Consider the following 25,700-nt stretch of genomic DNA (forward strand, 5'->3'; position numbering starts at 1 on the left):
TGTGTTCTGGGCACGCCTGAGGCCGGCCCTCTGGCGCTTAAGCCGTCGGACACTGCGCCCCGCATCGCCTTCGACCGAGCGATCTAATGCGGTCGTTGTACCGGCTCATCTGGGCTCGATGACCTCGCCATCCTCCTTGACGAACCGCCCGAACGGGCCGTTAAGGAGATCGATGACCGCTTCCGACGGTCTGCACAACCGGACGCCCTTCGGCGTGACGACGATCGGGCGATTGATTAGGATCGGGTGCGCGATCATGAAATCCAGCAGTTCGTCGTCGGTCCACTTCGGATCGCCGAGGCCAAGTTCTTTGTAGGGCGTTCCCTTCTCGCGCAACAGGTCGCGAACCGGAATTCCCATGGTGGTGATGAGCTCCTGGAGCTTATCGCGCGACGGCGGCGTCTTGAGGTACTCGATGATCTCAGGCTCGATGCCGCTTTGCCGGATCATAGCGAGCGTGTTGCGGGACGTACCGCAATCTGGATTGTGGTAGATTGTAATGGTCATCTGTGAGCCTCCATCGCGGGCTTGGCCGCATTCGCTCCGGATTCATACCAGCCGCGAGTCGCCTTCACGATGCGGACCACCGACAGCATCACGGGCACTTCGACCAGCACGCCCACCACGGTCGCAAGCGCAGCTCCGGAGTCGAGTCCGAACAGGCTGATGGCAGCAGCAACCGCGAGCTCGAAAAAGTTGCTGGCGCCGATCAGCGCCGCAGGTGCAGCGACACACCAGGCGACGCCGAAGCGCCGGCTCAGCCAGTAGGCGAGACCGGCGTTGAGATAGACCTGGATCAGAATCGGCACGGCGAGGATCGCGATCACGACCGGCTGCTTGACGATCTGCTCACCCTGGAAACCGAACAGCAGAACTAGCGTCGCCAGCAGAGCAACAAGCGACAATGGCTGCAGCCTCCGCATGGTCCGCTCGAAGGCGCCACCGCCAGCGGCGAGAAGGGACGTCCTCCAGGCCTGCGCTACGACGACCGGCACAACGATGTACAGGACGACCGAGAGCAGAAGCGTCGCCCAGGGAACGCTGATGGAGGCTACACCGAGCAGAAGCCCCACCAGCGGCGCGAACAGGAAGACCATGATCACGTCATTCAATGCGACCTGGCTGAGCGTGTAGTGAGGCTCCCCTTCGCACAGGTTCGACCAGACGAACACCATCGCGGTGCAAGGAGCGGCTGCGAGCAGGATCAGACCCGCGATGTAGGATGGGATCTGCGCGGACGGCAGCATCGGCGCGAACACGTTGCCGATGAAGAAGGAGCCGAGAAGCGCCATCGAGAACGGTTTGACGGCCCAATTGATGAACAGGGTAACCCCCACGCCGCGCCAGTGCTCTCGGACCTGGCTCAAAGCACCGAAGTCGATCTTCAGCAGCATCGGCACGATCATCAGCCAGATCAGGACTGCCACCGGCAAATTGACCTTGGCCACTTCCGCGGCTGCAACCACTCCGAAGAAGCTAGGCATGAAGTGGCCGAGCACGACGCCGGCGACGATGCAGAGGGCAACCCAAAGTGTGAGGTAACGTTCGAAGATGCTCATGTGTCAGGCCACGTCGTTGCGGGATGAACTCGCGCCTTCCGACCGGCCGATCTCGCGCAACTTGGTGCCGAGCGACAGTTTGTCGATGCTGCGCAGAGGAAGATTGGTGAAGGTACCGATGCGATTCTTCAGGTACCGGAAGGCGGTCACGAATGCCGCCTCCTTCTGGAGATCAGTACCTTCGACTGCGGCGGGATCCTCGATGCCCCAGTGAGCGGTCATCGGCTGTCCAGGCCACACCGGACAGGTCTCACCGGCGGCGTTGTCGCAGACCGTGAAGACGAAATCCATGACGGGTGCATCGGGGGCGGCGAACTCGAGCCAGCTCTTCGAGCGCAAGCCGTCGGTCGGATAGTCCAGGCTTTGGAGAGTGCGTAGCGCCAGCGGGTTGACCGCGCCCTTCGGCGTGCTGCCTGCCGAGAACGCCCGGAAGCGGCCGCCGGCATCCTTTCGCAGGATCGATTCCGCCATGATTGAACGGGCAGAGTTGCCGGTGCAGAGGAAGAGAACGTTGTAGAGGTGATCAGACACGGCTTCGCTCCCTTTTCTTTTTCGGAGGACAGCAAGGCGCAAGGCTTTCAATCAATGGTGCGCAGACTTCGGGCCGGCCGCCGCAGCAGTCCTGCAGCAGAAACAGCGCCACCTTCTGGAATTCGGCAAGATTCGCGCGATAGATGATCGACCGGCTGTGTCGCTCCGAGGTGACGAGGTCCGCCCTTGAAAGGATCGAAAGGTGCGCCGAGAGCGTGTTCTGGGGGACTTCCAGGGCGCGAGCAAGCTCTCCGGCCGACAGACCCTCCGGCTCATGACTTGCCAGAATACGAAATGCGTTCAGCCGAGTGGGCTGAGCGAGCGCGGCGAGCGCCAAGACCGCTTCTTCATTATCCATATTTCTAGACTTATGGATATTACAGTACTCTGTCAACCACAGAGTGGCGCTGAGCTCCCGCAGGTCCTTGAGACGCGCGCCGGTGAGCTGTTGCTTGAGCTATCTCAATACCTCACTGTCACATGCCTGTCATATTCGTTGCCGCGCCAGACGCCATTCGATACTCTCTAAGAAAAAAGGGGCGACGATGCTCTAGGAGGGATCGCCATGGGTTTGCGTCAAAGGCAGGCCCCTGCATCACATGCGAATAGAACGCGAGTCACGAGGCGCGCAGTCCTATCCGGACTAGCGGCGAGTACGATTGCTCTTAAGGGCAGACGCGCCGTAGCGGCTGATCCGCGGCCGGTGCAGATTGGGCTCACGCCCGTGCTTCTGACTTCCGACCTGGAGCTGTTGGCGACACTTCGCTCTTATCTTGAGCGCATTTGGAGCAGGGAAGTCCAGATCCTCACGCGCCGAACTTACCAGGAAATCACGCTTCTTCTGGTGAACGGACAAATCGATGCGGCCTGGATCTGCGGCTATCCCTACGTTCAGTTCCGCGAGCAGCTCGAACTTGTCGCGGTCCCGGTGTGGAATGGCCGGCCGCTGTACCAGTCCTACGTGATCGTCGATGCCCGCCGTAAGGCCGAGTCCTTTCCCGATCTGAAAGGCGACACGCACGCGTTCTCCGATCCCGACAGCAATTCCGGCTTCCTCGTCACTCGCGCCCTTCTGACCGATATGCACACCAAGCCGGAGGATTTCTTCAGGCATCACTTCTTCACCTATGGTCATCGCAACGTCGTCCGCGCAGTCGCCTCCGGGCTGGCGGATAGCGGATCCGTCGATGGCTACGTGTGGGAAGTCCTCAGCATCGTAGAGCCCGATTTGACGGCTCCAACTCGCGTGTTGCGACAATCGGAATGGCTAGGATTTCCGCCGGTGGCGTGCGGAAAGAACCGCCCGAGCGGGCTTTCGGTCGATGACCTGGCCGCCGCATTCGTCGGGATGTCCTCCGATCCAGAAGCCCGTCGAGTGCTGCAGATGCTGCATCTCGATGGATTCACGAGAAGCGATCCATCCCTGTTCGACACAATTGCGGCGAAGATGAACTATGTTCGGAGCCTCGGATGAGCGCTCGCTTCGACCTGAGATCGAATCTGCCGGTCGTGATCAAGGTCCCTGCGCTTGTGGCGCTGCTCATGATCGCCATCGGGGTGGTGCTCACAGATCAGGTGCTCAAGAGGCTCGCCGAAACCCAGGATCGCCATTTCCGGGAATTGACCGCCGCCTACCTGGACGGGCTTTCGTCGTCGGTGATGCCTGCGGTGATCCGTGGGGACGCCTGGGAGACGTTCGACAATCTCGACCGCGCTCGTTCACTGTACCGCGGCTTGACGATTCTCGAGACGGTGGTGGCGGAACCCGACGGCATCGTCCTGGCTTCCTTCGATCCCCGTACCGTGCCGGCCTTTGCACCCGTGCCGAAGTCGATCGTCGATCGGTTTGCGGACGCAAACGATAGCTGGCTTGACGAGCAGGCCGAGCGTGCCGGCGTCCGCCGCGTGCTGCTCGATCAGGGGCGTCGCATCGGGGTGATCTACACCCAATTCGACGTCGGCGCTCGATTCAAGGAGCGGCGGGACGTGCTCTGGACGTTGGTCGCGACCAATATCGCCATCACTATGCTGGTCGCGGCGGTCGGCTTCATCGCAGTGCGCAGAATGCTGCGACCGGTGCAGCTCTTGACCACGCATTTCAGGCGGGGGCAGTCCGGCGAACTGCTGTGCATCGCAGATGAGGATGTCGGACCGCCCAGTTCGGAGTTCGGTCGCCTATTCAGACACTACAACATGATGGTGCGATCATGGAACGAGCGTGAGGCGCTGGCTGCTCGCGTCGCGGAAGAGCAACGCCTCACTAGCCTCGGCCGTCTTGCCTCCGGGATGGCCCACGAAATCAACAATCCCCTGGGAGGCATGTTCAACGCGATCGAGACGCTTCGGCGACATGGCCATCAGCTCGGGGTTCGGGAGCGTGCACTCTCTCTTCTCGAGCGGGGGCTCGCGGGCATCCGCGACGTCGTGAGGTCCGCATTGGTGACCCACCGTGTCGACACCGCGATGCGTCCGCTCAAGCCAAGCGACATCGAGGATCTGCGTCTTCTGATCGGTCCCGAGCTCGATCGCAGAAACCTTTCGCTGTCGTGGGCGAACGAGCTTCCCGGCGAGATTCCCGTCAGAGCGAATGCCGTCCGTCAGGCCGCGCTTAATCTGCTGCTCAACGCGTGCCAAGCAAGCGCGCCCGCCGGCCGTATCGCATTCGAAGCGGGACTGGTGGACGGCAGCCTAGTCCTGACAGTGAGCGACGAAGGCGCCGGACTCGACCAGGATAGGGTCAGCTACCTCGAAAGCCGTGAAGCGGATGCCGCGCCGCGGCCCGGAGAGCCCGGCCTTGGCCTTTGGATCATTCGGCGTCTCGTTCTGGAAGTCGGCGGCTCCATCCGAGTCGAGCATCCGGCCGGCGGCGGAACGGCGATCTCCATAGCGATACCCGATGGCTCGGGGGAGGAGCAGCGCAATGTTGCCTGAGTCAGTGTCCATCGCTGTGATCGAAGACGATCCGATCATGGGAGAATCCCTCAACCAGTACCTGGAGCTGGAAGGCTGCAAGGTCGAGTGGTGGCGCAGCGGCCAGGAAGCTCTCGCGGGCCTGAGGCGAGGTGCCCCCGATCTTGTCATCTGTGACATCCGTTTGCCGGACATGTCGGGTGAGGACATCTTCCGGAAAGTGAGCGGCGAAAGTGCCGCCCCGCCGTTTCTGTTCATGACCGCATACGGCCAGATCGACCATGCGGTGGCTCTCATCAGGGCCGGCGCGGGCGACTACGTGACCAAGCCATTCGAACTCGACGATCTGATATCGCGCGCCCGCGCTCTGATCGGCCGTAGGCCGGCGGTTCCGGACGGCGTATTGGGACTGTCGCAGCAGATGCGCCGCATCGAGGAACTGCTCGCCCGCATGGCCGGCCGCAATACGCCTGTGCTGTTCACCGGCGAGACCGGCTCTGGCAAGGAGGTCTGCGCACGCCACCTCCACAACATTTCGGATGCCGCTTCCCGGCCATTCGTGGCAGTCAACTGCGCCGCCATCCCGGACAGTCTGCTCGAGAGCGAGGTCTTCGGACACGAGAAGGGCGCCTTCACGGGGGCCAACAGCAGGCACCTCGGGTATGCGGAGCGTGCCCAATCCGGGACCCTCTTTCTCGACGAGGTCGCCGAGCTGCCACTGCAACTTCAGGCAAAGTTGCTTCGGCTGCTTGACGAGCGCCGCTTCTACCGCCTGGGCGGCGAAGCCATCGTCCCGTTCCGGGCGCGCGTCGTTTGCGCCACCAACCGGGATCTCGCGGCGGAAGTCGCTGCGGGGCGATTTCGCGAAGACCTGTACTACCGCATCAACGTCGTCGCGGTCGCTATTCCGCCGCTTCGCGAGCGGCCCGAAGACATTCAGCTTCTCATGCATCGCTTCTTCACCGAACTTGCCAGCGCAAATCCGGACCTGCGCGGACTGAGTAGCGGCGCCGAAAGTGCCGCTCTGGCTCACCCCTGGCCCGGCAACGTGCGCGAGCTGCGGAATCGGCTCGACAGGGCGGTCGCGTTGGCGACGGGCCCATGGCTTATGCCGGTCGATCTGTTTCCCGAGACGATGCGCAGCGCGAGCCAGCCGTCCGGAAGATCGCTCGCCGAGGCGCGTGACGCCGCGGAACAACAGGAGATCGAGCGCGCGCTCAAGGATACGGGCGGGCAGATCGCCGAAGCGGCGAAGCTGCTCGGTGTCTCGCGAACCACGCTGTGGGATCGCATGCGCCGTTTCGGCATCAACGCGGCCTGAGACGTTTAGTTTTCTGAACATCTCGTTTGTGGATGTTCGGAGAATTGGACAGCTTGCTGCAGTGCGTCCTAGAGACTTCAAGAGCTTAGAGCGTCAACGCTTCTGGCCCGGGAATTGGACTCCAGAGATGAACGGATCAGCCCAATGATCCGCGCATCACCCGGGAGAAGCCCTCATGAAAAAATGCGATCTGATGGTCGACGCCGGCAGGCGCCGATTTCTAAGCGGCGCAACGGTGGCCGCCGCCGGCGCCGTGGCCGCGAGCGCGATGTCGACGCCCGCTCAGGCTGCCCCGTCCCAAGCCCGCGTCGCATATCCATCGAGCCGCCTGGCCAACGTGTCTCAGCTCAAAACGAATGAGCCCATGGACGTGGCGTATCCGGATGCGGACGCGCCGGGCGTGCTGATCAAGCTCGGCACCCGCGTCGAGGGCGGAATTGGTCCCGACGGCGATATCGTTGGGTTCTCGACCGTGTGCCCGCACAAGGGCTTCCCTCTGAGCTACTCGAAGGAGGATAGGTCGCTGAGCTGCCCCGGTCACTATGGACGCTACGACGTCGAAAAGGGAGGACAGCAGATCTGGGGTCACGCCACCCAGAACCTCGCGCAATACCAGCTCCGGATCGACGGCAAGGGCGACATCTACGCCGACGGTGTGGACGAGCTCCTGTACGGCCGGCTTTCCAACGTTCTGTGAGGGAGGGACAACATGACCTATAAGCGCCAGACCGACCGCCTCCCGATCATCCCGGCGGATGCCAAGGAGCACAACGTCACCTGCCACTACTGTATCGTCGGATGCGGCTACAAAGCCTACACCTGGGCGATCAACAAGCAGGGTGGCTTCGATCCGAAGTCCAACAAATTCGGCGTCGACCTGTCCAAGCAGCAGGGCGCGGAGACCGCGGCCTGGTATTCGCCGTCCATGTACAACATCGTCAAGCAGGACGGTAAGGACGTTCACCTCGTCATCAAGCCGGACACGGACTGTGTCGTGAACTCCGGTCTCGGTTCGATCCGCGGCGCGCGGATGGCCGAGAACCACACCTCCCAGCAACGGAACACCCAGCTGCAGCGTCTGACCGACCCGATGGTCTGGCGCTATGGCTCGATGCAGCCGACGAGCTGGGATGACGCGCTCGATCTGGTGGCACGCGTCACGGCAGCTGTGATCAACGAACAGGGCGAAGACGGCCTCTTCGTGTCGATGTTCGACCACGGCGGATCGGCCGGAGGATACGAGAACACCTGGGGTACCGGAAAGCTCTACTTCGGCGCCATGAAGATCAAGAACGTCCGCATTCACAATCGGCCCGCCTACAATTCCGAGGTGCATGCGACGCGCGACATGGGCGTCGGCGAGCTCAACAACTGCTACGAGGACGCCGAGCTTGCGGACACGATCGTGGCGATCGGCACCAATCCGCTCGAGACCCAGACCAACTACTTCCTCAACCATTGGATACCGAACCTGCGCGGCACCACGATGGACAAGAGGAAGAAGGAATTCCCCGGCGAACCCGTCGAGGCCAGCCGGATCATCATCATCGATCCACGCCGCACTGCGACTACGGCTGCCTGCGAAGCCGAGGGCGGGAAGGATCGCGTCCTCCACCTCGCGCTTGAGCCTGGCACGGACCTCGTGCTGTTCAACGCGCTTCTGACCTACGTGGCCGACAAGGGGTGGATCGACAAGGAGTTCATCGCGGCAAGCACGTTGCCCTCGGGTCAGGCCGCCGGCCTGATCTCCCGTCCGGGCGGCACGCCGGCCGATCAACCGTTGACCGATTTCGCGTCGGCCTTGGCTGCGAACCGCACGTCGATCGAGGACGCGGCGAAGATCACCGGGCTCCGCGGAGAGGACATCGTCAAGGCAGCCCAGTGGATCGCGGAGCCGAAGGCCGGCGGCAAGCGCCGGCGGACGATGTTCGGATACGAGAAGGGCATCATCTGGGGCAACGACAACTACCGCACCAACGGCGCCATCGTGAACCTCGCGCTCGCGACCGGCAACGTCGGCCGGCCGGGCGGCGGAGTCGTGCGCCTGGGCGGCCACCAGGAAGGCTACTCGCGTCCATCCGACGCCCATGTCGGGCGGCCGGCCGCCTACGTCGACAAGCTCCTCATCGAGGGGCGCGGCGGCATCCATCACATCTGGGCCTGCGACCACTACAAGACGACGCTCAACGCGTTCAAGTTCAAGCAGGTGTACAAGCGCCGGACGGACATGGTGAAGGACGCCATGAACACCGTGCCCTGGGGCGACCGCAAGGCCATGGTCGACGCCATCATGGTCGCGATCCGGCAGGGCGGCCTGTTCTCGGTCGACGTCGACATCGTGCCGACCCAGATCGGACAAGCCTCCCACGTCTGGTTGCCTGCAGCCATCTCCGGCGAGATGAACCTGACATCCATGAACGGCGAACGACGAATGCGGCTGACCGAGCGCTACATGGATCCGCCCGGCAACGCGATGCCGGACTGCCTCATCGCCGCCCGGTTTGCGAACACGATGGAGCGCGTGCTGCGCGAGCAGGGCAATGCCTCCTACGCCGATCAGTTCAAAGGGTTCGATTGGAAGACGGAGGAAGACGCCTTCAACGACGGCTACCGCAAGCACGAGAAAGGCGGCGAGAACGTCACGTATGCACGCCTCCGCGCGATGGGCACGAACGGCTTCCAGGAGCCATCTGTCGGCTTCGCCGACAACAAGATCCAGGGAACCAAGCGACTGTACACGGACGGAAAGTTCTCGACCAAGGACGGCAAGGCATTCTTCATGGCCGCGCCCTGGCGCGGGCTTCAGGCCGCGGGCAAGGCCGAGCAGAAGGCCAAGTACAAGTTCCTGGTCAACAACGGACGGACCAACCTCGTTTGGCAGAATGCGTTCATGGATGCCCAGAACGACTTCGTCATGGACCGGACGCCGTACCCCTTCATCGAGATGAACCCGAACGACATGAAGGAACTCGGCCTGGGCGAAGGCGATCTGGTCGAGGTCTATAATGATGCCGGTTCGACCCAAGCGATGGTCCAGCCAACGCCGTCGGCGAAGCCAAAGCAGACGTTTATGCTCTTTGGGTTCCCGACCGGCGTGCAGGGCAACGTCGTCAACGCCGGAGTGAACGAGCTCATCATTCCCAACTACAAGCAGACGTGGGCGGACATCCGCAAGATCGCTTCGGCTCCCGAGACGACGAAACGGCTATCGTTCAAGTCGCCCCACTACAAGGCGTAGAGAACCGGGACCGGGCGGCGTGAGCCGCCCGGCCCCGATTCAAGTGTGTTGATCTCGGTCATGTCGCTGCCGGTCAGCCGAGGTCAACATGGTGCCGGGCTCGGCAAAATGCCGGATGCTCGACCTGTTGGACCTTCGCACCGGGGAGCGGGCGAGGATCACCCAGGATCGCGGAAGCGAGTCTCGCGGCTGCAAGCTGGACGAACAGGCCCTGCTCTCGATGGCGCATTGCATAGAATCCGCGATCAGGGATGCAGTGGATCTCGTCGTCATCAGTCGGTTTGGCAGAGCCGAGGCCGCAGGACACGGGCTGCTCGCTTCCTGCGCGGACGTCGTCTGCGCGGGAACCCCCGCTCCTGACAGCGGTGCGGGAGCCCTACGTGGAACGCTGGCGCCAGTTTCACGGCGGCTTGGGAGCTGAGCTCCCCTGTTCGGCCGAGGCCGTTCTTGCCTGGTTCGACGCGATCCATCGCACTCCACAACACCGGGAGCAGAGCGTGCACGCTGAACCCGCCGGATAGAGGTGCAATCGATGCCGCCCCGCTAAACCTGCGCCGGCTCTAGGTCTTGAAAGGCGAGAGGGCTATAATCGGCGGCCCGGAACGCCCGTCAGACCGCCATGTCGCGTACTCCATCGCTGTACGACCCGATTAACGAATACAAGCCCTTCGCGCCAGGAATCGGGGTCGTCGACGGGCCATTCGAGTACCTGACGATGGCTGGCGTGACGCTGCCACTGCCGTTTTCGACGCGCATGACCGTCGTGCAGCTTCAGAATGGTGAACTATTCCTCCATTCACCCATCGCGCTCGATCTCGAACTCGCGCGCCACCTACGATCGATCGGTTCGATCAGCCATCTCGTATCACCAAACCAATTTCACTATGCTCACATCGGGGAGTGGTCGCGAGCATTCCCCGATGCCACTACGTGGGGGTCTCCGGGCGCACGCCGACGCGCACGGGCGCGAGGAATTGACGTGCGGTTCGATGATGAGCTTACGTCGACGCCGCCGCCGGCGTGGGGAGGTGAAATCGACCAAACTGCCATCCCAGGAGGCATTTTCGGAGAAATCGTCTTCTTTCACAAGGCGTCCAGAACGCTCATTCTCACCGATACAATCATCAACCTTGAGCTGGACAAGATTAGCGAGCCCTGGCGCTCGGCTGCGCGCCTCACGGGAATGTACCATCCCAATGGCCAGATCTTTTTCGGAATGCGCTTGCCACTCTTGTTGCACCGAAGAAGAGCCCGAGCCGCAATTGACAGAGTCTTGTCTTGGGACCCCGAGCGCATAATCGTGAGTCACGGGCGGTGCTTCGAGGCGAATGGCCGTCAAGTTCTCGATCGCTTCTTCGCCTGGTATGCCTGAGAGAACCAGAGCACGCGTTATTTCGACATTTCTAGAAATACCGTTGACTCTTCCTGCGCGCCGGCGCATATTTGCTACATGAAGATCGAAGACGTCGCAGCGCGCCTGGAAGCGCTTGGAAACCGGACCAGGCTCCAGATCTATCGGGCCCTCGTGAGAGCCGGCAGGGCCGGTCTGCCGGTCGGCCGGCTCCAGGAAAAGCTCAAGATTCCTGCGTCCACGCTGTCGCATCACATCAAGACGCTGGTTTCCGTCGGCCTGATCACGCAGGTCCGCGAATCCACCACGCTCGTTTGCCACGCCAACTACGAGATCATGCGCGGGTTGGTCGACTTCATGGCGGCCGAGTGCTGCGCCGACGAAGTGGAGTGCCGGAGCAAGAAGTCGGCGGCTTGATTTCTGATCGATCAATATTCGATAATTCTAGAAGGATAGGAGACGATCATGACGGAGAAGAAGAAGGTGGCGATCGTGGGGGCAGGCCCCGTCGGTCTCGCCGCGGCTGCGCACGTTCTCGAGCGTGGAATGGAGCCGATCGTGCTCGAGGCCGGACCCGAAGCGGCACATGCCGTTCGCCAGTGGCAGCATGTCCAGCTCTTTTCGCCCTGGGAGTACAACGTGGACAAAGCCGCGCAGCGTCTGCTCGCGCCGACCGGATGGAACTCTCCGGACCCTCAATCCTACCCCACCGGCGGCGAGCTCATCGACCGCTACCTGGAGCCGTTGGCGACGAGAACCGCGCTCCGCGAGTCGATACGCACCTCGAGCCGCGTGACCGCGATCAGCCGGGTCGGATTCGACAAAGCCAAGACCAAGGGTCGCGAGGGCGCTCCTTTCGAGATCCGCTATCAGAACGGCAAGGGGCCCGAGGTGCTGCGGGCTGATGCCGTCATCGACGTGTCTGGCACCTGGTTCTCTCCCAATCCCGCGGGCGCAAACGGTCTGCCCGCCCTCGGAGAACGGGAGTACGGGGGCAAGATCGCCTACGGCATGCCGGACGTCCGCGGCGCCGAGCGAGCCAGATACGCTGGGAAGGCGGTCGCCGTCCTCGGCGCCGGCCATTCGGCCGTCGGTACACTCATCGACCTCGCCCACCTCGCCGAAACGGCACCTGGCACTGAGCCGGTCTGGCTCTTGCGCGGCGCCGACCCTGCGAAGGCGTTCGGCGGCGGCCGCAACGACAAGCTCGCGGCACGCGGCGAGCTAGGCGCCGCCTTCGCCGCGCTCGTCGCCTCCGGCAAGGTCCGGGTCGAAGCCGAATTCGGCGTCACGCATATCTCGGAAGTTGAAGGCCGGCTACGGATCGCGACCGGCGCGTGCTGCGGGGCGCGCAGCGTGGTCGCCGATGAACTGATCGTCTCGACGGGCTTCCGTCCCGACCTGTCGTTCCTGTCCGAACTGCGCCTAAAACTCGATCCGGCCATCGAGGCGCCCGTCGCTCTCGCTCCCCTCATCGATCCGAACGAGCATAGCTGCGGAACGGTACGCCCCCATGGTGCGCGCGAACTCGCACACGACGAGCCCGGTTTCTACGTGGCCGGCATGAAGTCCTACGGCCGCGCCCCCACCTTCCTCATGATGACCGGCTACGAACAGGTCCGCTCGATCGCAGCCGACCTTGCGGGCGACAAGGCCGCCGCGGCGAGGGTCGAGCTCGTGCTGCCGGAGACCGGCGTCTGCACGCGTGGAAGCGTCGCGGCGGCCACGCTCGCGACGGCCTGCTGCGGCGGCCCTCCCAAGGAGGATGCATCGGCCTGCTGCGGCGCCGACGAGGCGGCCAAGAAGACGGGAGCTTCGGGCTGCGGGTGCTCATGAATCGAATTCCTGCGGGCCAGGCTGCAGGTCCGGTCGCGGTCGTCGTTGCACTCGGCACCACGCAAACCATTGCGTGGGCCTCGAGCTATTACCTTCCGGCCATCCTCGCAGCGCCAATCGCGCGGGATTTGGGTCTTGCACCCACCCATGTCTTGGCGGCGCTCTCGGGCGCCCTCGTGATCGCGGGACTTCTGGGGCCACGGGTGGGGCATGCCATCGACACGTTCGGAGGCCGAGGCCTGCTCGCGGCCTCGAACCTTGTTCTGTCGGGCGGCTTGTTCGTGCTCTCGATCGCAGAGGGGCCAGCACTCCTGGTCGTATCCTGGGTGCTGCTCGGGATCGGCATGGGAATGGGCCTCTACGAGGCGGCGTTCGCAACGCTCGCGCGCATCTACGGCAGCAAGGCGCGACGCTCCATCACCGGCATCACGCTGATCGCCGGGTTTGCCAGCTCCGTCGGCTGGCCCTTGTCGACGTGGCTGGATGCCCAATACGGCTGGCGAGTGGCGTGCCAGGCTTGGGTGCTGATCCATTTGGTCCTGGCGCTTCCTCTCAATCTCTACTTGCCGCGTGCCGCGCCCCTACGACAGGAAGCCGGGACGGTGGATCATCCTCAACTCCCCTCGCGTGAAAGCGAAACGTTCGCGATCGTGGTGCTGGCCTACTTGTTCGCCGCCGTCGGGTTCGTCAGCTCGGGGTTTTCGGCCATCCTGCCGACGATGCTGGTGTCCCTGGGTGCCTCACCGGCTGCCGCGTTGTTCGCAGGAACGTTGGTGGGGCCCGCCCAAGTTGGTGCCCGGCTTCTCGAAGCGGGTTGGCTCGGTCGCTTCCGCCCGCTGCTCTCGGCGAGACTTGCTACACTGATGAATCCAATCGGCGTCATCACGCTGATCCTGGGAGGTCCTCTGTTCGCGTCTGCCTATGCGGTCCTGTACGGCGCTGGCAACGGGATCATCACCATCGCGCGCGGCACGCTGCCGCTGGCTCTGTTCGGACCCGCCGGCTTCGGGAGACGGGTCGGCATGATTTCGCTTCCGGCACGGGCAACGGGAGCCGTCGCACCGCTCGCGATGGGGCTCATGGTAGAACATGTCGGTAGCGTCGCGCTTTGGGTCAGCGCTCTCGCATCGCTGTCTGCCTTCGTCGCGCTGCTGCTCCTGCAGCCTGGGCGAGCCGCATGAATGCCCACAAACTCGAGGGGAGGCGAGCATCCGCAACTTGACCGGCCGGCCGCTGATCACGGTGATGTGTCTCGGACAGGTGGGCAACCTGCTGCCGCACGTGACCCTTTCGGCAAATCTGGCTCAACACCTGATGCCGGCATGGGGGCTCAGTGCCGCCGAAGGCGGCTTGATGGCAAGCGGCTACGCCTTCGGCTACATGCTCGCGGTGCCCCTACTGACGACGCTGACGGACCGTATCGACGCGCGCTTGGTGCTCCTCTGCGGATCGGTCGTGAGCGGACTTGCGACCATCGCCTTCGGCTTGTTTGCGCAAGGATTCTGGTCGGGCACAATCATCTGGTCGATCGCCGGACTCGGCTTTGCGGGGGCGTACATGCCGGGCCTGAAGGCGCTCACCGACCGGCTCCCGGCAGGAGACAGTTCGCGTGCGGTCACGCTGTACACATCGAGCTTCTCGTTCGGGGTGGGCATCTCTTTTCTGGTGGCGCAGGTGACGGCGGACAAATGGGGCTGGCCTGCTGCGTTCGTGATCACCGGAATCGGACCCATTGCAATGGTGATGGCGTGCGCGCTGATGGTAGCTCGCCGACCGGCGTCCAAGACGGGGCGTCTTTTGAACTTCAAGCCGGTGTTCGCCAACCGAGAGGCCCTCGGCTACATTTTCGGCTACGGTGCCCACTGTTTCGAACTCTACGGCATCCGTACCTGGCTCGTAGGTTTCTGGACGTTCGTGGTTGCGCACCAGGACGCGCCATCATGGCTGTCGCCAGTCGTAGTGAGCTTCTTCTTTGCAATCATCTCGATGCCCGCCAGCATTTTGGGCAACGAAGCCGCGCTGAAGTTCGGGCGGCACCGTGCGATTATCGCGGTGATGATCACGTCCGCCTGCGTGGCGACCATCATCGCCTTCAACGCAACCGCCCCGGCCTGGGCGCTGGTGCTGCTGCTGCTGATCTACGGCGTAACGGTCCCTGCCGACTCTGGAGCGTTGACCGCGGGAATGAGCGCAGCGGCCGACCCCAATTATCGGGGAGCCACGTTGGCGCTGCACTCCACTGTGGGCTTCGGGTTGTCGGCCCTCGGAGCCTGGGGCACGGGCGTGGCCCTCGACGCGGCGGGAGGACCCCAGAGCGCCGGCGGGTGGTGGCTTGCCTTTATGATGCTGGCCGTCGGGATTCTCATGGGTCCGCTTGCGCTGCTCCTGTCCCGGGCGGCTCGACCGAAGAGGCACGTCCCTGCGCAATAGGGCGAAGCACCTCGAGCGCCCTGGGCTTCTAACGATTTTGATCACCTCCACCAGTGTGATCAGGGAGAGTTCCTTGTGCTCCGGTCTCGTATCTACATCGCGCTCGCGCGCATTTGTCGCGAGTCGGCGCTGACGCGCGGAGACACGAACCAGATCCAAGCCACGACCTGGAGCGCGAGATTGAGAGCAAAGGCTGTCCGATAGGCGATTTCGGGATAGTGTCCCGCTTGAGGTGTCCAATACTGAAGTACAACGCCGGTCGCGTATTGCACAACGAAGGCCGCGGCAATGTGGAACAGATTCAGCGCGCCGTTGGCCCTTCCGGCGAGCTGTTTCGGGAAATACTCGGCCAGAGTCGCGAAGCTCAGCACTGTAGCCGCGCCGACGGCCGCTACAACGGCCCACTGCAAATATGACGGCAAGGGCAAGCGCAGGATCAATGCGAACTGAGTTGCAATAAAGACAGCCGCAACAAGCCCCAGGAGCACCTCCGGTCCAACACCGCGCCTTCGCAGCCGATCGGTAGCGACCCCAAGCAGAATCGCACCCAGGCTGAGCGCGGCCGCCATCGCAAACAAATGAAATACCACGCTCGCACGATCGAGGCCCTCAACGTCCTTGAGCCACTGCGCCGCCCAGAGCCCTTGGAGAGCCCAGGCCGTTCCAATGCAGGATGCCGAGAGCGGCGCAACGCGCCAGAATCGCGGATCGGCATAGACCTCTTTCAAACCGGCTGCGATCGCGCCGCCCGGAACTGCAGTCCTCTCGGGCACGATCAGATAAATCGTGACCGCACTGGCGACAGTCAGCCCAGCGAGCAGACCAAATAGTTCACGTCAACCAATCCACTCCAGCAACAGGTCGGCCGGCAATGTCGCCGTGACCGCACCCAGCGCGCCCAGCATCACCATCAAGCCGTTCGGGAGCGGGACGCGATCCCCGGGAAACCAGAGAACGAGTGGCACGGGGATTTTTGGCCGCTTCTGCCAACCGCGCAGCCATGCCCTCGGAGAGGTAAACGCCAACTCTGGGTTTCATGAGAGAGACTTGCTCTGAGAGCGACTAGAGAGTCGTTAGTCGTGCAAACAAATCACGCTGGCATCAGCGGTCTGGTGCCGCGGCCGACGAAGGTCAGGATTTCGTAGGGCGTTGCCGCCATCAGACGGGACGTCTTCAGTCCGCCATCGCGAGCTTCAACGATTTGCGAAGCAGCCCAGATCAGGACGTCGGCGTCCCAAATAGTCGCCATGCCGTGCTCCGGAACGGCTTCGACACGAATGCTGATCTCGCCGGCGCGGAAGAGCACCAATCCATGGGATGAAGTTGCCGCGTGATTAAATGGACTCGCAGTGACCACTCTGCGTATCAAGTACGTATACGAGGACATGGATCGACACGGTAATGTGCGCCGGTATTTCCAGCGCAATCGAGGACCCAAGATCCGTCTTCGTGCCGTGCCAGGTACCGACGAATTCGGGAGAGAGTACCAGGCCGCTCTGAATGGCAAGATCGAGGCCAGAGAGACCGAACAACCGCAGGGCTCGCGCGCGAAGAATGGGTCGCTGCGATGGCTGATTGAGCAATACTACGCCTCGGCGGAATTCACGAGACTCGACACCAGCATCAAGTCAGCCCGACGCGGCATTCTCGATAATTTGTGTAGCGAACCGGTCTCGGACGAGAATTCAAATTTGATCGGTTCCTTGCCCTACGCCTCGATGCCGAGCAGCAAGGTGCGCGCGCTGCGCGATCGCAAAGCGGAATTTCCCGAGGCTGCCAACGGTCACATCAAGGCGCTGCGCCAAGTCGTCAAGTATGCAATCGCGGCGGAGCATCCCGGCGCCGAGCGAAATCCGGCCCGGGATGTGCCGTACATGAAGACCGGATCGCAGGGCTTCCACACTTGGACGATTGCTGAAGTGCTGCAATATACCAAGAAGCATCCAATCGGCACCAAGGCGCATCTCGCACTCGCGCTATTCTGTTCACCGGTCAGCGAAGATCGGACGTCGTTAAATTTGGCCGACAACACATCAAGAATGGCTGGCTTACGTTTACGGGCGCATGCATTGCGGCCGAGAACGGCGCGGCCGAGAAGCAGCTGATGGCGATCTTCGGATGGCAGACGATGAAGGAGGCCGCGCACTATACCAAGATGGCCAACAAAAACGTCTCGCCGCGAGCGCGATACCGCTCCTGTCCCTCGATCAAACCGCGAACAATAGTCTCCCACTTTTGGGCCCGGTTGAAGAAAGTGGGAGTAAAAGGGGAAAAAACCGAGGAAGATCAAAGCCTGATTTGAGACATGGTGCCCAGGGGCGGAATCGAACCACCGACACTGCGATTTTCAGTCGCATGCTCTACCAACTGAGCTACCTGGGCAGGTCTCTTGCGGGCAAAAAAGCCCGGCGAGCCGGCGGGTTATAGTGGGACCGGACCGCGCTGTCTACCGCCCTGAGGGCAAGTTTTCACATTCCTTGTGCGGTTGCGCGGCGGCGCGGGACGCCCGTCCCGACCGGCCGGCACCGCAGGGGCAAGATGATGAAAACACGGCGCTATTCGACGTCGTCCTCGTCGCCTTCGGCGGCCGGGATGACATAGGAGCCGCTGAGCCAGCGATGCAGGTCGACGTCGCGGCAGCGCGGCGAGCAGAACGGGCGGACGGCCTCGGCCGCGGGCCGGTTGCAGATCGGGCAGCGGCGGATGGGCTTGGCGGATTTCGAAGCGGGGGCGCTCCGGTTGGGCGATTCGTCTGACATCGGCGGCTATTTAATGGGCTGGACGCGCGGATGCACCCCCGCACGCGAATGGTCAGACGCCGACCGTGTTGAGCCAGCCGAAGCGGATCGGGAAGCCCTCGCCGGCGAGCAGGGTCGTGGTCTCGTAGAGCGGCAGGCCGACGACGTTGGTGTAGGAGCCGACCATCTTGACCACGAACGAGCCGGCGATGCCCTGCACGGCATAGCCGCCGGCCTTCCCCCGCCATTCGCCGGAACCGATATAGGCCTGGATGTCGTCCTCGCTGAGCCGCTTGAAGCGGACGCGGGTCTCGACCAGGCGCTGGCGGAACGCCTCCTTCGGCGTGACCAGGGTGATCGCGGTGTAGACGCGATGGTTGCGGCCCGACAGCAGCCGCAGGCACTGCGAGGCCTCGTCGACCAGATTGGCCTTCGGCAGAATGCGGCGGCCGACCGCGACCACCGTGTCGGCGGAGATGATGAACGACCCGCGCAGCTCGTCGTCGAGCTGGACGGATTTGAGCGCGGCATCGGCCTTGGCGCGGGCGAGGCGATTGGCGCAGGCGCGCGGCAGCTCGCCGCGCCTCGGCGTCTCGTCGACATCGGCCGGGCGCAGCGCGTCGGGCTCGATGCCGGCCTGGTTGAGCAGCGCCAGACGCCTGGGCGAACCGGATGCAAGAACGATTTTGGGACGGCCGAGCATGCTGATTTCGCTAGGGGATTCGGAAGCTGTGGGGCGGGCGCGCGGAACCTATCGGAAGGGCTGCCATTCCACAACCCGCGAGGCGTGCGACAAGGCCGAGACGGGCCTGCTCTACGGCCTCAGTTTGAGCGGCGGACGACGTTGGTATTTCGGTTCGATGACACCTGTGCAGGAACCGGGACCCTACAAGCCCGCCGGCCCGGGCTTGCCGAAACGCTTGCGGATCCGCGTGAACAGGCCGTCGCAGACTTCGCGATAGGCGGCGAGCTTCTGCTCGCGGTTGCCGTCGGCGCCGGTCGGATCGGGCGTCGGCCAGTATTCGACGTCGGCGGCGATGGTGCGGGTCAGCTCCAGCGCCTTGTGATGGGCCTCGGGAGACAGGGTGATGATGAGGTCGAAATTCAGCCCCTCCCAGTCCTCGAGCTCCTCGAAGGTCGTCGGCTTGTGCTGCGAGATGTCCTGGCCGAGCTCGGCCATCACCGACACTGCGAACGGGTCGAGCTCGCCCTTCTTGACGCCGGCGGAGCGGACATAGAGCGCCTGCGGATACATCTGGCGCAGCAGGCTCTCGGCCATCGGCGAGCGCACGCTGTTCTGGCCGCAGGCGAACAGCACCGCCTGCGGCTGGCGCGCGCGCGGCGGCACCTCGGCCATGCGCCTAGGCGCCCTCGGCCGCGAAGGTGGCCGGGCCCGGCAGCAGGCGATGACGCAGCGCGGACGGCATCACTGGCCCTCGCCCTTCCAGTGCAGCACGGTGATCAGGGTGAACAGCCGGCGCGAAGTCTCGAAATCGACCCGCACCTTGCCCTTCAGCCGCTCCTGCAGGGTGCGCGAGCCCTCGTCATGGATGCCGCGGCGGCCCATGTCGATGGCCTCGATCTTGTCGGGCGTCGCGGTGCGGATCGCCTGGTAGTAGCTGTCGCAGATCATGAAATAGTCCTTCACGATCCGCCGGAACGGCGACAGCGACAGCAGATGCGTCACGACAGGCGTGCCGTCCTCCTTGCGGATGTCGAACATCAGCCGGTTGGCGGTGATGCCGAGATGCAGGGTGAACGGACCGGCGCCGTCGGCGCCCTCGGGCGCGAACAGATTCTCCTCGACGAGGTCGTAGATCGCAATCGCCCGCTCATGCTCGATGTCCGGACCGGAGCGGCCGATCGACTCCTCGTCGAGCGTCACCGCCACGATGCGATTGGTCCGGTCGTCGCCTGGCGGGTGCTGGGTCATGGCAGGTTGAGGCGTATTCCCACGGAGCGTGAATGGGCGTCGAGACCCTCGGCCTTGCCCAGAGTCATCGCCGCTGGCCCCAGCGCGCGCAACTGCTCGGGGCCGCATTTCAACAGCGACGTGCGCTTCATGAAGTCGAGCACGCCGAGGCCCGAAGAGAACCGCGCCGAGCGCGCGGTCGGCAGCACATGATTGGAGCCGCCGACATAGTCGCCGATCGCCTCCGGCGTGTGCGCGCCGAGGAAGATGGCGCCGGCATTGCGGACTTTGGCGGCGAACGCGTCTGGATCGGCCGTCATGATCTCCAGATGCTCGGCGGCGATGGCATCCGCCAGCGGCACGGCCTGGTCGAGATCGTCGACCTCGATGATGGCGCCGAAATCGGCCCAGGACGCGCCGGCGATCGCGGCGCGAGGCAGGGTCTTGAGCTGGCCCTCGACGGCGCGGGCGACGTCGTCGGCGAGGCGGCGGCTGTCAGTGATCAGGATCGACTGCGCGCTGGCGTCGTGCTCGGCCTGCGCGAGCAGATCGGCCGCGATCCAGTCGGCATTGCCGCTGTCGTCGGCGATGACAAGCACCTCGGACGGGCCCGCGATCATGTCGATGCCGACTTTGCCGAACACCAGCCGCTTGGCGGCGGCGACATAGGCATTGCCGGGCCCGACGATCTTGGCGACGGGGGCGATCGTCGCCGTGCCATGCGCCAGCGCCGCCACCGCCTGGGCGCCGCCGACGCGGTAGATCTCGGAGACGCCGCCGAGATGGGCGGCGGCCAGCACCAGCGGATTGAGCCTGCCGTCCGGCGCCGGCACCACCATCACGAGGCGCGCGACGCCTGCGACCTTGGCCGGAATGGCGTTCATCAGCACCGAGGACGGATAGGCCGCAGTGCCACCCGGCACATAGAGCCCTGCCGATTCGATCGCGCTCCAACGCCAGCCGAGCTCGACGCCGGCTTCATCGGTGAAGCGCTGGTCCTGCGGCAGCTGCTTGAGATGAAAGGCTTCGATGCGGTCGCGGGCGAATTTCAGCGCGTCCAACGTGGCCGTATCGCAGGCCTTGAAGGCGGCCTCGATCTCGGCAGGCTTGACGCGCAACGAGGAGGCGTCGAGCTCCAGCCGGTCGAACTTGCGCGTTGCCTCGAGCAGCGCCGCATCGCCGCGTTTGGCGACGTCGTCGACGATGGCGCGCGCGGCGGCTTCGACGTCGGCGGAGGTCTCGCGCTTGGCGGCGAGAAACTGCCGAAACTGGGTGTCGAAATCGGTGCTGGCGCGGGACAGGCGAATGGGCATCTCTGGCACTTTCCGAAGGGGTGGCTGCCCCCGACCCCCTGCTCAATGGCGCGGCAGCGCGGGGCCGTCAACCCTTTGAACAGGCGCCTACCGGGTCAGCGGCGGACCGCCATCGATATCGCTGGTGCCGAGATCGTCCTCGCCAAGATCGGTCAGCTCGCATTCCAGACATTCGACATCGAGCCGCAATGCGCCGCCATGGGAGAACAGCAGCAGCGCGCTGCCGGCGGGCGGCTCGGCGCCGGCATGGAATTCGATGCCGATCAGCTCCAGCACAGTATCGGGCGCATCGACCTCGATCCGCCGCGACTTGCAGGCCAGCACCCGGTCGAACCGCAACGCCGCGAGCAGCCGGCGCGGCTCGCTCTCGCCATGCAGCGCCTGATCCCAGTCGAGCCGGTTCATGCCGATCACCAGCCGCTTCTCGGCCTGGCGCCAGATGATGTCGGCCGCCTGCACCCGCGCGTCCTGCACATGGGCCGAGATGACGGCGAGATCGTCGGCATCGAGCGCGATCAGTTTGAGCCGGTCGGTCACGGTCTCATCCTCTTGGCAGCGCCCTCACTCGCGGATGCGCTCGATCGTGGCGCCGCAGGCCTTCAGCTTGTCCTCCAGCCGCTCGAAGCCGCGATCGAGATGATAGACGCGATTGATCATGGTTTCGCCTTCCGCGGCAAGCCCGGCAATCACCAGCGACACCGAGGCGCGCAGATCGGTCGCCATCACAGGCGCGCCACGCAAGCTCGAGGTGCCCTCGATCCGAGCGGTCTCGCCATCGAGACTGATCCGCGCGCCGAACCGCGCGAGTTCCTGCACATGCATGAAACGGTTCTCGAAGATGGTCTCGGTGATCGCCGAGGCGCCCTGCGCGCAGACCATCAGCGCCATCAGCTGGGCCTGCAGGTCGGTCGGAAAGCCGGGGAACGGCGCGGTCGTCACCTGCACCGGGCGGATGCCGTGGCCGTTTCTGACGACGCGGATGCCCTCGGCGTCGCTCGTGATCTCGGCGCCCGCCTCGATCAGCACGTCGAGCGCGGACTGCAACAGCTCCGGCCGCGCGCCGGCGAGCCGGACATCGCCGCCGGTCATCGCCGCGGCGATCGCATAGGTGCCGGCCTCGATGCGGTCGGGCAGCACGGTGTGACGCGCGCCGTGCAGAGACGCCACGCCCTCGATCTCGATGCGTGGCGTGCCGGCGCCGGTGATGTGCGCGCCCATCTTGTTGAGGCAGTCGGCGAGATCGGTGATCTCCGGCTCGCAGGCGGCGTTGGCGATGACGGTCGTGCCCTTCGCGAGGCTCGCGGCCATGACCGCGACATGGGTGCCGCCGACGGTGACCTTGGGGAAATCGATCGTGCCCCCGCGCAGACCGCCCGGCGCCTTGGCGACCACGTAGCCGGCGTCGATGTCGATATTGGCGCCGAGCTTTTCCAGCGCCATGATCAGGAGGTCGACCGGCCGCGTGCCGATGGCGCAGCCGCCCGGCAACGACACCCGCGCCTCGTGCATCCGCGCCAAGAGCGGCGCGATCACCCAGAAGCTGGCGCGCATCCGCGACACCAGCTCATAGGGGGCCGTGGTGTCGATGATGTTGGCCGCCGAGATCTGCAAGGTCTGGCCCTGGTACTGGCCATCGCCGGGACGCTTGCCGACCGACATGATGTCCACGCCGTGATTGCCGAGGATGCGCTGCAGCTGCGCGACGTCGGCAAGGCGCGGGACGTTGTCCAGGATCAGCGTCTCCGGCGTCAAAAGACCCGCGATCATCAGCGGCAGGGCGGCGTTCTTCGCGCCCGAAATCGGGATGGTGCCGCGAAGCGGGTTGCCGCCGACGATGCGAATGCGATCCATGCTGGTCCTGTGGGGCTGGCCGGGAAATTGGGCTAAGGTCGGCGCAACAGGACCGACATTACGGCGATTTGATGGGTTCGCAACGGCAGGTCGCATCGCCGGGGAATTCATCCCCTGACAGTGCGGCCCCCCGCGGCGGGAACGCGCGAATCAGACCGGCGGGACGAGCGCATCGGCCAGAAACCCGTGCAGCGCGGCGACGACCTGGGCGCCCTCGCCGATCGCGCCGCCGACGCGCTTGACCGAGCCGGAGCGGACGTCGCCGACCGCATAGACGCCGGGCACCGAGGTCTCGAGCGGCGACACCATCCGCCCGGCATTCTGCTCCGACTGCGCGCCGGTGACGACGAAGCCGGCACGGTCGAGCGTGATGCCGCAGCCGTCGAGCCAGCCGGTGGCGGGATCGGCGCCGACGAACAGAAACAGATTGCTGATGTCGGCCGGCGTCTCTTCGCCGGACAGCCGGCTCTTCAGGGTGATGCGTTCGAGCCCCGTGTCGGCCCCGCCATCGAGCGCGACGACCTCGGTGTTGAACAACAGCTCGATGTTCGGCGTCGCCTCGATGCGCTCGATGAGATAGCGCGACATCGACGCGGCAAGCCCGCCGCCGCGGATGATCATCCGCACCTTCTTGACGTGGCCCGACAGAAACACCGCGGCCTGCCCCGCGGAATTGCCGCCGCCGACCAGCGCAACCTCCTGTCCAGCGCACAGCCGCGCCTCGATCGGCGAGGCCCAGTACCACACGCCGCGGCCCTCGAACTCCTTGAGCCGGTCGAGATCAGGCCGGCGATAGCGCGCGCCGCTGGCAACCACCACCGAGCGCGCCCGCACCTCGTCGCCGCCCTCGAGCGCCAGCACGAAGGCGCCGGCCCTGCGCTCGCAGTCGAGCGCATTGACCGCCACCGGGATCATGATCTCGGCGCCGAACTTCTGCGCCTGGTTGAAGGCGCGCGCGGTCAGCGCCAGGCCGGTGATGCCGGTCGGGAAGCCGAAATAGTTCTCGATGCGGGCGCTGGCGCCGGCCTGGCCGCCGAACGCGCGCGAATCCAGCACCGCGACGGAAAGACCTTCGGAGGCGCCATACACGGCGGTGGCCAGGCCCGCCGGGCCGCAGCCGACGACCGCGACATCGTAGACCTTCTCGCCGCGCGGCCCGCCGATCATGCCGACGGCACGCGCCAGCTCGGTCTCGCTGGGATTGCGCAGCACGCTGCCGTCGGACACCACCACCAGCGGCAGCTCGGCCGGCGTCGGCGAATAGCGCGCGATCAGATCGGCCGCGTCGTGATCGACAGCGGGATCGAGCAGATGATGCGGAAAGCCGTTGCGGGTGAGGAAGCTCTGCAGCCGCGCGATCGCGGCCGATTGCGGCGGGCCGATCATGACCGGGCCGCCGGCGCCGCCCTGAATGAGATTCACGCGGCGCAGGATCAGTGCCCGCATGATGCGCTCACCGAGCTCGGCCTCGGCGATCAACAGCGCGCGCAACCGTTCGGGACGAATCAGGATGACCTCGACGTCGCCTTCGGCATGGCCGTCGACCAGCGCGACACGGCCGGAGAGCTGGGCGATCTCGGCCAGAAACTGACCAGGCCCCTGGTCGATGACCGGCGTGACGTGACCGAGGCCGTCACGCTGGGTGATCGCGACATGGCCTTTGAGAATCACGAACATGCCGGGGCCGGGCTTGCCGGTCTCGAACAGCAGCTCGCCGTCGCGATAGGTCTGGATCTCGCCGAAGCCGCGCAGACGCGCGATCTCCTGGGGCGTCAGCTCTGGAAAGGTCTGCTCAAAGCGGGGCAGCGTCTTCGCCAGCTCCGCCCGCTGTGCCCCTGCCTCCACCGTCATCCCTTCATCCGCTGCCATCACGCCCACCCCGCTTGCAATCTGCTCAACGCTTCGAATCGTCCGGACCGCCGGCAGCGGCCTCGTCCGAGCCGCCCTCCTCGGCCGTCACCGCCTGGCTGCGCTCGCGGCTCTGCGCCTTGCGCCGCTTCAGGTTCTCGCGCAGCGCCTGCTTCAGCCGCTCCTCGCGCGCGCCCTTCGGCGCCGCCTTCCCGGTCTTATCCGTCATCCCCTTCCCCCGGTCACCCGATACCAGAGGCACAATTGGGGCCCCAGATGCGAAAGCCAAGAGGCGTTGGCGACGCAGACGCTAGGTTCCGCCCGACCGGCCGTCGCCTGCCCGGATGGGGAGTTGCCGGCGCGACCCGGGCATTGGGGACGCCAAGGGCGGCCAACCGCGAGAATCCACCGTGAACGGGTGATTTCGGTCCGATTTCGGAGGTCTTTCGCTCCCTTTCGATGCATCACGCTGACGTCTTTCCCCGAAAACCGGACGAGCCGCGCTTGCGCAGGCGGGGACCTTGTGGCAAGAACCGCCCGCGTTCGGTCGCGGCCTTCGGGCCGGTCCCCGCTAGTCCCTTTGCTGCCGTAGCTCAGTGGTAGAGCACTCCCTTGGTAAGGGAGAGGTCGACAGTTCAATCCTGTCCGGCAGCACCAGGGCATTCTTCCCCGACATGATCTTCGGCGACGCCTCGGGACCGCAGGCCACGCACAGATGCGCGTCATCGGCCTCGCGGCGCAATTTGCGTCCGAGCTCTGCTGCAGCACCGCCCTCTCCGGAAAATCGAGGGCGCAGGGAAGGCCGGGCGCTGGCCGATCGGGATAGGGGGGAGTCTCGCGACTCCACCCCTCCCACACCACC

27 protein-coding genes, 2 tRNA genes and 2 pseudogenes are annotated in these 25,700 nt (G+C 64.6%); 15 read left to right on the plus strand and 16 right to left on the minus strand.

Features of this window, described 5'->3' with window-relative positions:
* Positions 1-105: 105 nt before the first annotated feature.
* From arsC to QX124_RS16630, 4 genes are read right to left on the minus strand one after another with little or no spacing between them, the layout of a single operon-like run.
* On the minus strand, positions 106-507 hold the full coding sequence (gene arsC / locus QX124_RS16615; RefSeq protein WP_315736031.1) for an arsenate reductase (glutaredoxin): 402 nt from the start codon (positions 505-507) through the stop codon (positions 106-108).
* Positions 504-1,559, minus strand: coding sequence for an ACR3 family arsenite efflux transporter (arsB, locus tag QX124_RS16620; RefSeq protein WP_315736029.1), 1,056 nt, complete (start codon positions 1,557-1,559; stop codon positions 504-506). The genes arsC and arsB overlap by 4 nt, the downstream gene beginning before the upstream one ends.
* A 3-nt stretch (positions 1,560-1,562) precedes the next feature.
* Positions 1,563-2,090, minus strand: a complete 528-nt coding sequence (locus QX124_RS16625; protein WP_315786165.1) for an arsenate reductase ArsC — start codon at positions 2,088-2,090, stop codon at positions 1,563-1,565.
* Complete coding sequence (locus QX124_RS16630) at positions 2,083-2,448, minus strand: metalloregulator ArsR/SmtB family transcription factor (RefSeq protein ID WP_315736027.1); 366 nt, start codon at positions 2,446-2,448, stop codon at positions 2,083-2,085. Before QX124_RS16630 ends, QX124_RS16625 begins: the two co-directional genes overlap by 8 nt.
* 366 nt (positions 2,449-2,814) lie before the next feature.
* Here QX124_RS16630 and QX124_RS16635 point away from each other — a divergent pair, with 366 nt between their 5' ends.
* The 12 genes and pseudogenes from QX124_RS16635 to QX124_RS16680 all read left to right on the plus strand — a co-directional run bounded on the left by QX124_RS16635 (position 2,815) and on the right by QX124_RS16680 (position 15,176).
* On the plus strand, positions 2,815-3,564 hold the full coding sequence (locus tag QX124_RS16635; RefSeq protein ID WP_315797728.1) for a PhnD/SsuA/transferrin family substrate-binding protein: 750 nt from the start codon (positions 2,815-2,817) through the stop codon (positions 3,562-3,564).
* Positions 3,561-5,021: a HAMP domain-containing sensor histidine kinase gene (locus QX124_RS16640; RefSeq protein WP_315797729.1), complete on the plus strand. Its 1,461-nt coding sequence runs from the start codon at positions 3,561-3,563 to the stop codon at positions 5,019-5,021. The genes QX124_RS16635 and QX124_RS16640 overlap by 4 nt, the downstream gene beginning before the upstream one ends.
* Positions 5,011-6,321 carry a sigma-54 dependent transcriptional regulator gene (locus tag QX124_RS16645; protein WP_315797730.1) on the plus strand — a complete coding sequence of 437 codons (1,311 nt, stop codon included), beginning with the start codon at positions 5,011-5,013 and terminating at the stop codon, positions 6,319-6,321. Before QX124_RS16640 ends, QX124_RS16645 begins: the two co-directional genes overlap by 11 nt.
* A 175-nt stretch (positions 6,322-6,496) precedes the next feature.
* Positions 6,497-7,018 carry an arsenate reductase (azurin) small subunit gene (locus QX124_RS16650; RefSeq protein WP_315736019.1) on the plus strand — a complete coding sequence of 174 codons (522 nt, stop codon included), beginning with the start codon at positions 6,497-6,499 and terminating at the stop codon, positions 7,016-7,018.
* Between the two features lie 12 nt (positions 7,019-7,030).
* Positions 7,031-9,559, plus strand: coding sequence for an arsenate reductase (azurin) large subunit (locus tag QX124_RS16655; protein WP_315797731.1), 2,529 nt, complete (start codon positions 7,031-7,033; stop codon positions 9,557-9,559).
* Between the two features lie 115 nt (positions 9,560-9,674).
* A pseudogene (locus QX124_RS31880) lies at positions 9,675-9,881 on the plus strand (DUF2478 domain-containing protein); the annotation flags it as partial.
* A complete protein-coding gene (locus QX124_RS31885) occupies positions 9,811-10,080 on the plus strand; it encodes a DUF2478 domain-containing protein (RefSeq protein WP_409997708.1) in 270 nt (89 codons plus the stop codon). The pseudogene QX124_RS31880 and the gene QX124_RS31885, both read left to right, overlap by 71 nt.
* Positions 10,081-10,178: 98 nt before the next feature.
* Positions 10,179-10,931 (plus strand): DUF4336 domain-containing protein, encoded by a 753-nt coding sequence (locus QX124_RS16660; RefSeq protein WP_315736012.1) that lies wholly within the window; start codon positions 10,179-10,181, stop codon positions 10,929-10,931.
* A gap of 78 nt (positions 10,932-11,009) precedes the next feature.
* Entirely contained in the window at positions 11,010-11,327 is a 318-nt protein-coding gene (locus tag QX124_RS16665) for a metalloregulator ArsR/SmtB family transcription factor (RefSeq protein ID WP_315797732.1), read from the plus strand.
* Positions 11,328-11,375: 48 nt separating this feature from the next.
* A complete protein-coding gene (locus QX124_RS16670) occupies positions 11,376-12,746 on the plus strand; it encodes an NAD(P)-binding domain-containing protein (RefSeq protein ID WP_315797733.1) in 1,371 nt (456 codons plus the stop codon).
* Positions 12,743-13,927, plus strand: a complete 1,185-nt coding sequence (locus tag QX124_RS16675) for an MFS transporter (protein WP_315797734.1) — start codon at positions 12,743-12,745, stop codon at positions 13,925-13,927. The genes QX124_RS16670 and QX124_RS16675 overlap by 4 nt, the downstream gene beginning before the upstream one ends.
* A gap of 64 nt (positions 13,928-13,991) precedes the next feature.
* Positions 13,992-15,176, plus strand: coding sequence for an MFS transporter (locus QX124_RS16680; RefSeq protein ID WP_315797828.1), 1,185 nt, complete (start codon positions 13,992-13,994; stop codon positions 15,174-15,176).
* 92 nt (positions 15,177-15,268) lie between these two features.
* Here QX124_RS16680 and QX124_RS16685 read toward each other — a convergent pair whose 3' ends face one another.
* Entirely contained in the window at positions 15,269-15,997 is a 729-nt protein-coding gene (locus QX124_RS16685; RefSeq protein ID WP_315797829.1) for an MFS transporter, read from the minus strand.
* Between the two features lie 290 nt (positions 15,998-16,287).
* Positions 16,288-16,563 (minus strand): annotated as a pseudogene (locus QX124_RS16690) (replication initiator protein A); the annotation flags it as partial.
* Here QX124_RS16690 and QX124_RS16695 point away from each other — a divergent pair.
* A complete protein-coding gene (locus QX124_RS16695; RefSeq protein ID WP_315797837.1) occupies positions 16,526-17,281 on the plus strand; it encodes a hypothetical protein in 756 nt (251 codons plus the stop codon). The pseudogene QX124_RS16690 and the gene QX124_RS16695 sit on opposite strands and share 38 nt — an antisense overlap.
* Complete coding sequence (locus tag QX124_RS16700) at positions 17,281-17,478, plus strand: hypothetical protein (RefSeq protein ID WP_315736001.1); 198 nt, start codon at positions 17,281-17,283, stop codon at positions 17,476-17,478. Before QX124_RS16695 ends, QX124_RS16700 begins: the two co-directional genes overlap by 1 nt.
* 4 nt (positions 17,479-17,482) lie before the next feature.
* Here QX124_RS16700 and QX124_RS16705 read toward each other — a convergent pair.
* From QX124_RS16705 to QX124_RS16750, 10 genes are all read right to left on the minus strand, one after another.
* Positions 17,483-17,558 (minus strand) — tRNA-Phe (locus tag QX124_RS16705).
* A gap of 173 nt (positions 17,559-17,731) precedes the next feature.
* Positions 17,732-17,935 (minus strand): DNA gyrase inhibitor YacG, encoded by a 204-nt coding sequence (gene yacG / locus QX124_RS16710; RefSeq protein WP_315735999.1) that lies wholly within the window; start codon positions 17,933-17,935, stop codon positions 17,732-17,734.
* 52 nt (positions 17,936-17,987) lie between these two features.
* Positions 17,988-18,617: a Maf-like protein gene (locus QX124_RS16715; protein WP_315735997.1), complete on the minus strand. Its 630-nt coding sequence runs from the start codon at positions 18,615-18,617 to the stop codon at positions 17,988-17,990.
* A 183-nt stretch (positions 18,618-18,800) separates the two neighbouring features.
* Positions 18,801-19,271 (minus strand): arsenate reductase ArsC, encoded by a 471-nt coding sequence (locus QX124_RS16720; RefSeq protein ID WP_315735995.1) that lies wholly within the window; start codon positions 19,269-19,271, stop codon positions 18,801-18,803.
* Between the two features lie 69 nt (positions 19,272-19,340).
* Entirely contained in the window at positions 19,341-19,847 is a 507-nt protein-coding gene (locus QX124_RS16725; protein ID WP_315717869.1) for a UPF0262 family protein, read from the minus strand.
* Positions 19,844-21,139 (minus strand): histidinol dehydrogenase, encoded by a 1,296-nt coding sequence (gene hisD / locus QX124_RS16730; RefSeq protein WP_315797735.1) that lies wholly within the window; start codon positions 21,137-21,139, stop codon positions 19,844-19,846. Before hisD ends, QX124_RS16725 begins: the two co-directional genes overlap by 4 nt.
* 87 nt (positions 21,140-21,226) lie before the next feature.
* Positions 21,227-21,676 carry a DUF2948 family protein gene (locus tag QX124_RS16735; protein ID WP_315735991.1) on the minus strand — a complete coding sequence of 150 codons (450 nt, stop codon included), beginning with the start codon at positions 21,674-21,676 and terminating at the stop codon, positions 21,227-21,229.
* Between the two features lie 24 nt (positions 21,677-21,700).
* The gene (murA, locus tag QX124_RS16740) at positions 21,701-22,990 is read right to left on the minus strand and encodes a UDP-N-acetylglucosamine 1-carboxyvinyltransferase (RefSeq protein ID WP_315797736.1); all 1,290 of its coding nucleotides are present in this window, start codon (positions 22,988-22,990) and stop codon (positions 21,701-21,703) included.
* Between the two features lie 150 nt (positions 22,991-23,140).
* Positions 23,141-24,841: an FAD-dependent oxidoreductase gene (locus QX124_RS16745; RefSeq protein ID WP_315797737.1), complete on the minus strand. Its 1,701-nt coding sequence runs from the start codon at positions 24,839-24,841 to the stop codon at positions 23,141-23,143.
* Between the two features lie 43 nt (positions 24,842-24,884).
* Entirely contained in the window at positions 24,885-25,067 is a 183-nt protein-coding gene (locus QX124_RS16750; protein WP_315773782.1) for a hypothetical protein, read from the minus strand.
* 353 nt (positions 25,068-25,420) lie between these two features.
* Between QX124_RS16750 and QX124_RS16755 the strand changes: the two genes are divergently transcribed.
* Positions 25,421-25,495, plus strand: a tRNA-Thr gene (locus QX124_RS16755).
* The last annotated feature ends 205 nt before the right edge of the window (positions 25,496-25,700 follow it).

Source organism: Bradyrhizobium sp. SZCCHNRI3043 (genome assembly GCF_032377735.1).
Taxonomy (GTDB): domain Bacteria; phylum Pseudomonadota; class Alphaproteobacteria; order Rhizobiales; family Xanthobacteraceae; genus Bradyrhizobium.

Bases quoted from the DNA above. Each gene is read 5' to 3' on its own strand.
- QX124_RS16645 (WP_315797730.1), top strand. From the start codon at position 5,011: ATGTTGCCTGAGTCAGTGTCCATCGCTGTGATCGAAGACGATCCGATC.
- QX124_RS16745 (WP_315797737.1), bottom strand. From the start codon at position 24,841: ATGACGGTGGAGGCAGGGGCACAGCGGGCGGAGCTGGCGAAGACGCTG.
- arsB (WP_315736029.1), bottom strand. From the start codon at position 1,559: ATGAGCATCTTCGAACGTTACCTCACACTTTGGGTTGCCCTCTGCATC.
- QX124_RS16675 (WP_315797734.1), top strand. From the start codon at position 12,743: ATGAATCGAATTCCTGCGGGCCAGGCTGCAGGTCCGGTCGCGGTCGTC.
- QX124_RS16630 (WP_315736027.1), bottom strand. From the start codon at position 2,448: ATGGATAATGAAGAAGCGGTCTTGGCGCTCGCCGCGCTCGCTCAGCCC.
- QX124_RS16660 (WP_315736012.1), top strand. From the start codon at position 10,179: ATGTCGCGTACTCCATCGCTGTACGACCCGATTAACGAATACAAGCCC.
- murA (WP_315797736.1), bottom strand. From the start codon at position 22,990: ATGGATCGCATTCGCATCGTCGGCGGCAACCCGCTTCGCGGCACCATC.
- QX124_RS16720 (WP_315735995.1), bottom strand. From the start codon at position 19,271: ATGGCCGAGGTGCCGCCGCGCGCGCGCCAGCCGCAGGCGGTGCTGTTC.
- QX124_RS16725 (WP_315717869.1), bottom strand. From the start codon at position 19,847: ATGACCCAGCACCCGCCAGGCGACGACCGGACCAATCGCATCGTGGCG.
- QX124_RS31885 (WP_409997708.1), top strand. From the start codon at position 9,811: ATGCAGTGGATCTCGTCGTCATCAGTCGGTTTGGCAGAGCCGAGGCCG.
- arsC (WP_315736031.1), bottom strand. From the start codon at position 507: ATGACCATTACAATCTACCACAATCCAGATTGCGGTACGTCCCGCAAC.
- QX124_RS16640 (WP_315797729.1), top strand. From the start codon at position 3,561: ATGAGCGCTCGCTTCGACCTGAGATCGAATCTGCCGGTCGTGATCAAG.
- QX124_RS16655 (WP_315797731.1), top strand. From the start codon at position 7,031: ATGACCTATAAGCGCCAGACCGACCGCCTCCCGATCATCCCGGCGGAT.
- hisD (WP_315797735.1), bottom strand. From the start codon at position 21,139: ATGCCCATTCGCCTGTCCCGCGCCAGCACCGATTTCGACACCCAGTTT.
- QX124_RS16670 (WP_315797733.1), top strand. From the start codon at position 11,376: ATGACGGAGAAGAAGAAGGTGGCGATCGTGGGGGCAGGCCCCGTCGGT.
- QX124_RS16650 (WP_315736019.1), top strand. From the start codon at position 6,497: ATGAAAAAATGCGATCTGATGGTCGACGCCGGCAGGCGCCGATTTCTA.
- QX124_RS16680 (WP_315797828.1), top strand. From the start codon at position 13,992: ATGTGTCTCGGACAGGTGGGCAACCTGCTGCCGCACGTGACCCTTTCG.
- QX124_RS16665 (WP_315797732.1), top strand. From the start codon at position 11,010: ATGAAGATCGAAGACGTCGCAGCGCGCCTGGAAGCGCTTGGAAACCGG.
- QX124_RS16700 (WP_315736001.1), top strand. From the start codon at position 17,281: ATGGCGATCTTCGGATGGCAGACGATGAAGGAGGCCGCGCACTATACC.
- QX124_RS16715 (WP_315735997.1), bottom strand. From the start codon at position 18,617: ATGCTCGGCCGTCCCAAAATCGTTCTTGCATCCGGTTCGCCCAGGCGT.
- yacG (WP_315735999.1), bottom strand. From the start codon at position 17,935: ATGTCAGACGAATCGCCCAACCGGAGCGCCCCCGCTTCGAAATCCGCC.
- QX124_RS16750 (WP_315773782.1), bottom strand. From the start codon at position 25,067: ATGACGGATAAGACCGGGAAGGCGGCGCCGAAGGGCGCGCGCGAGGAG.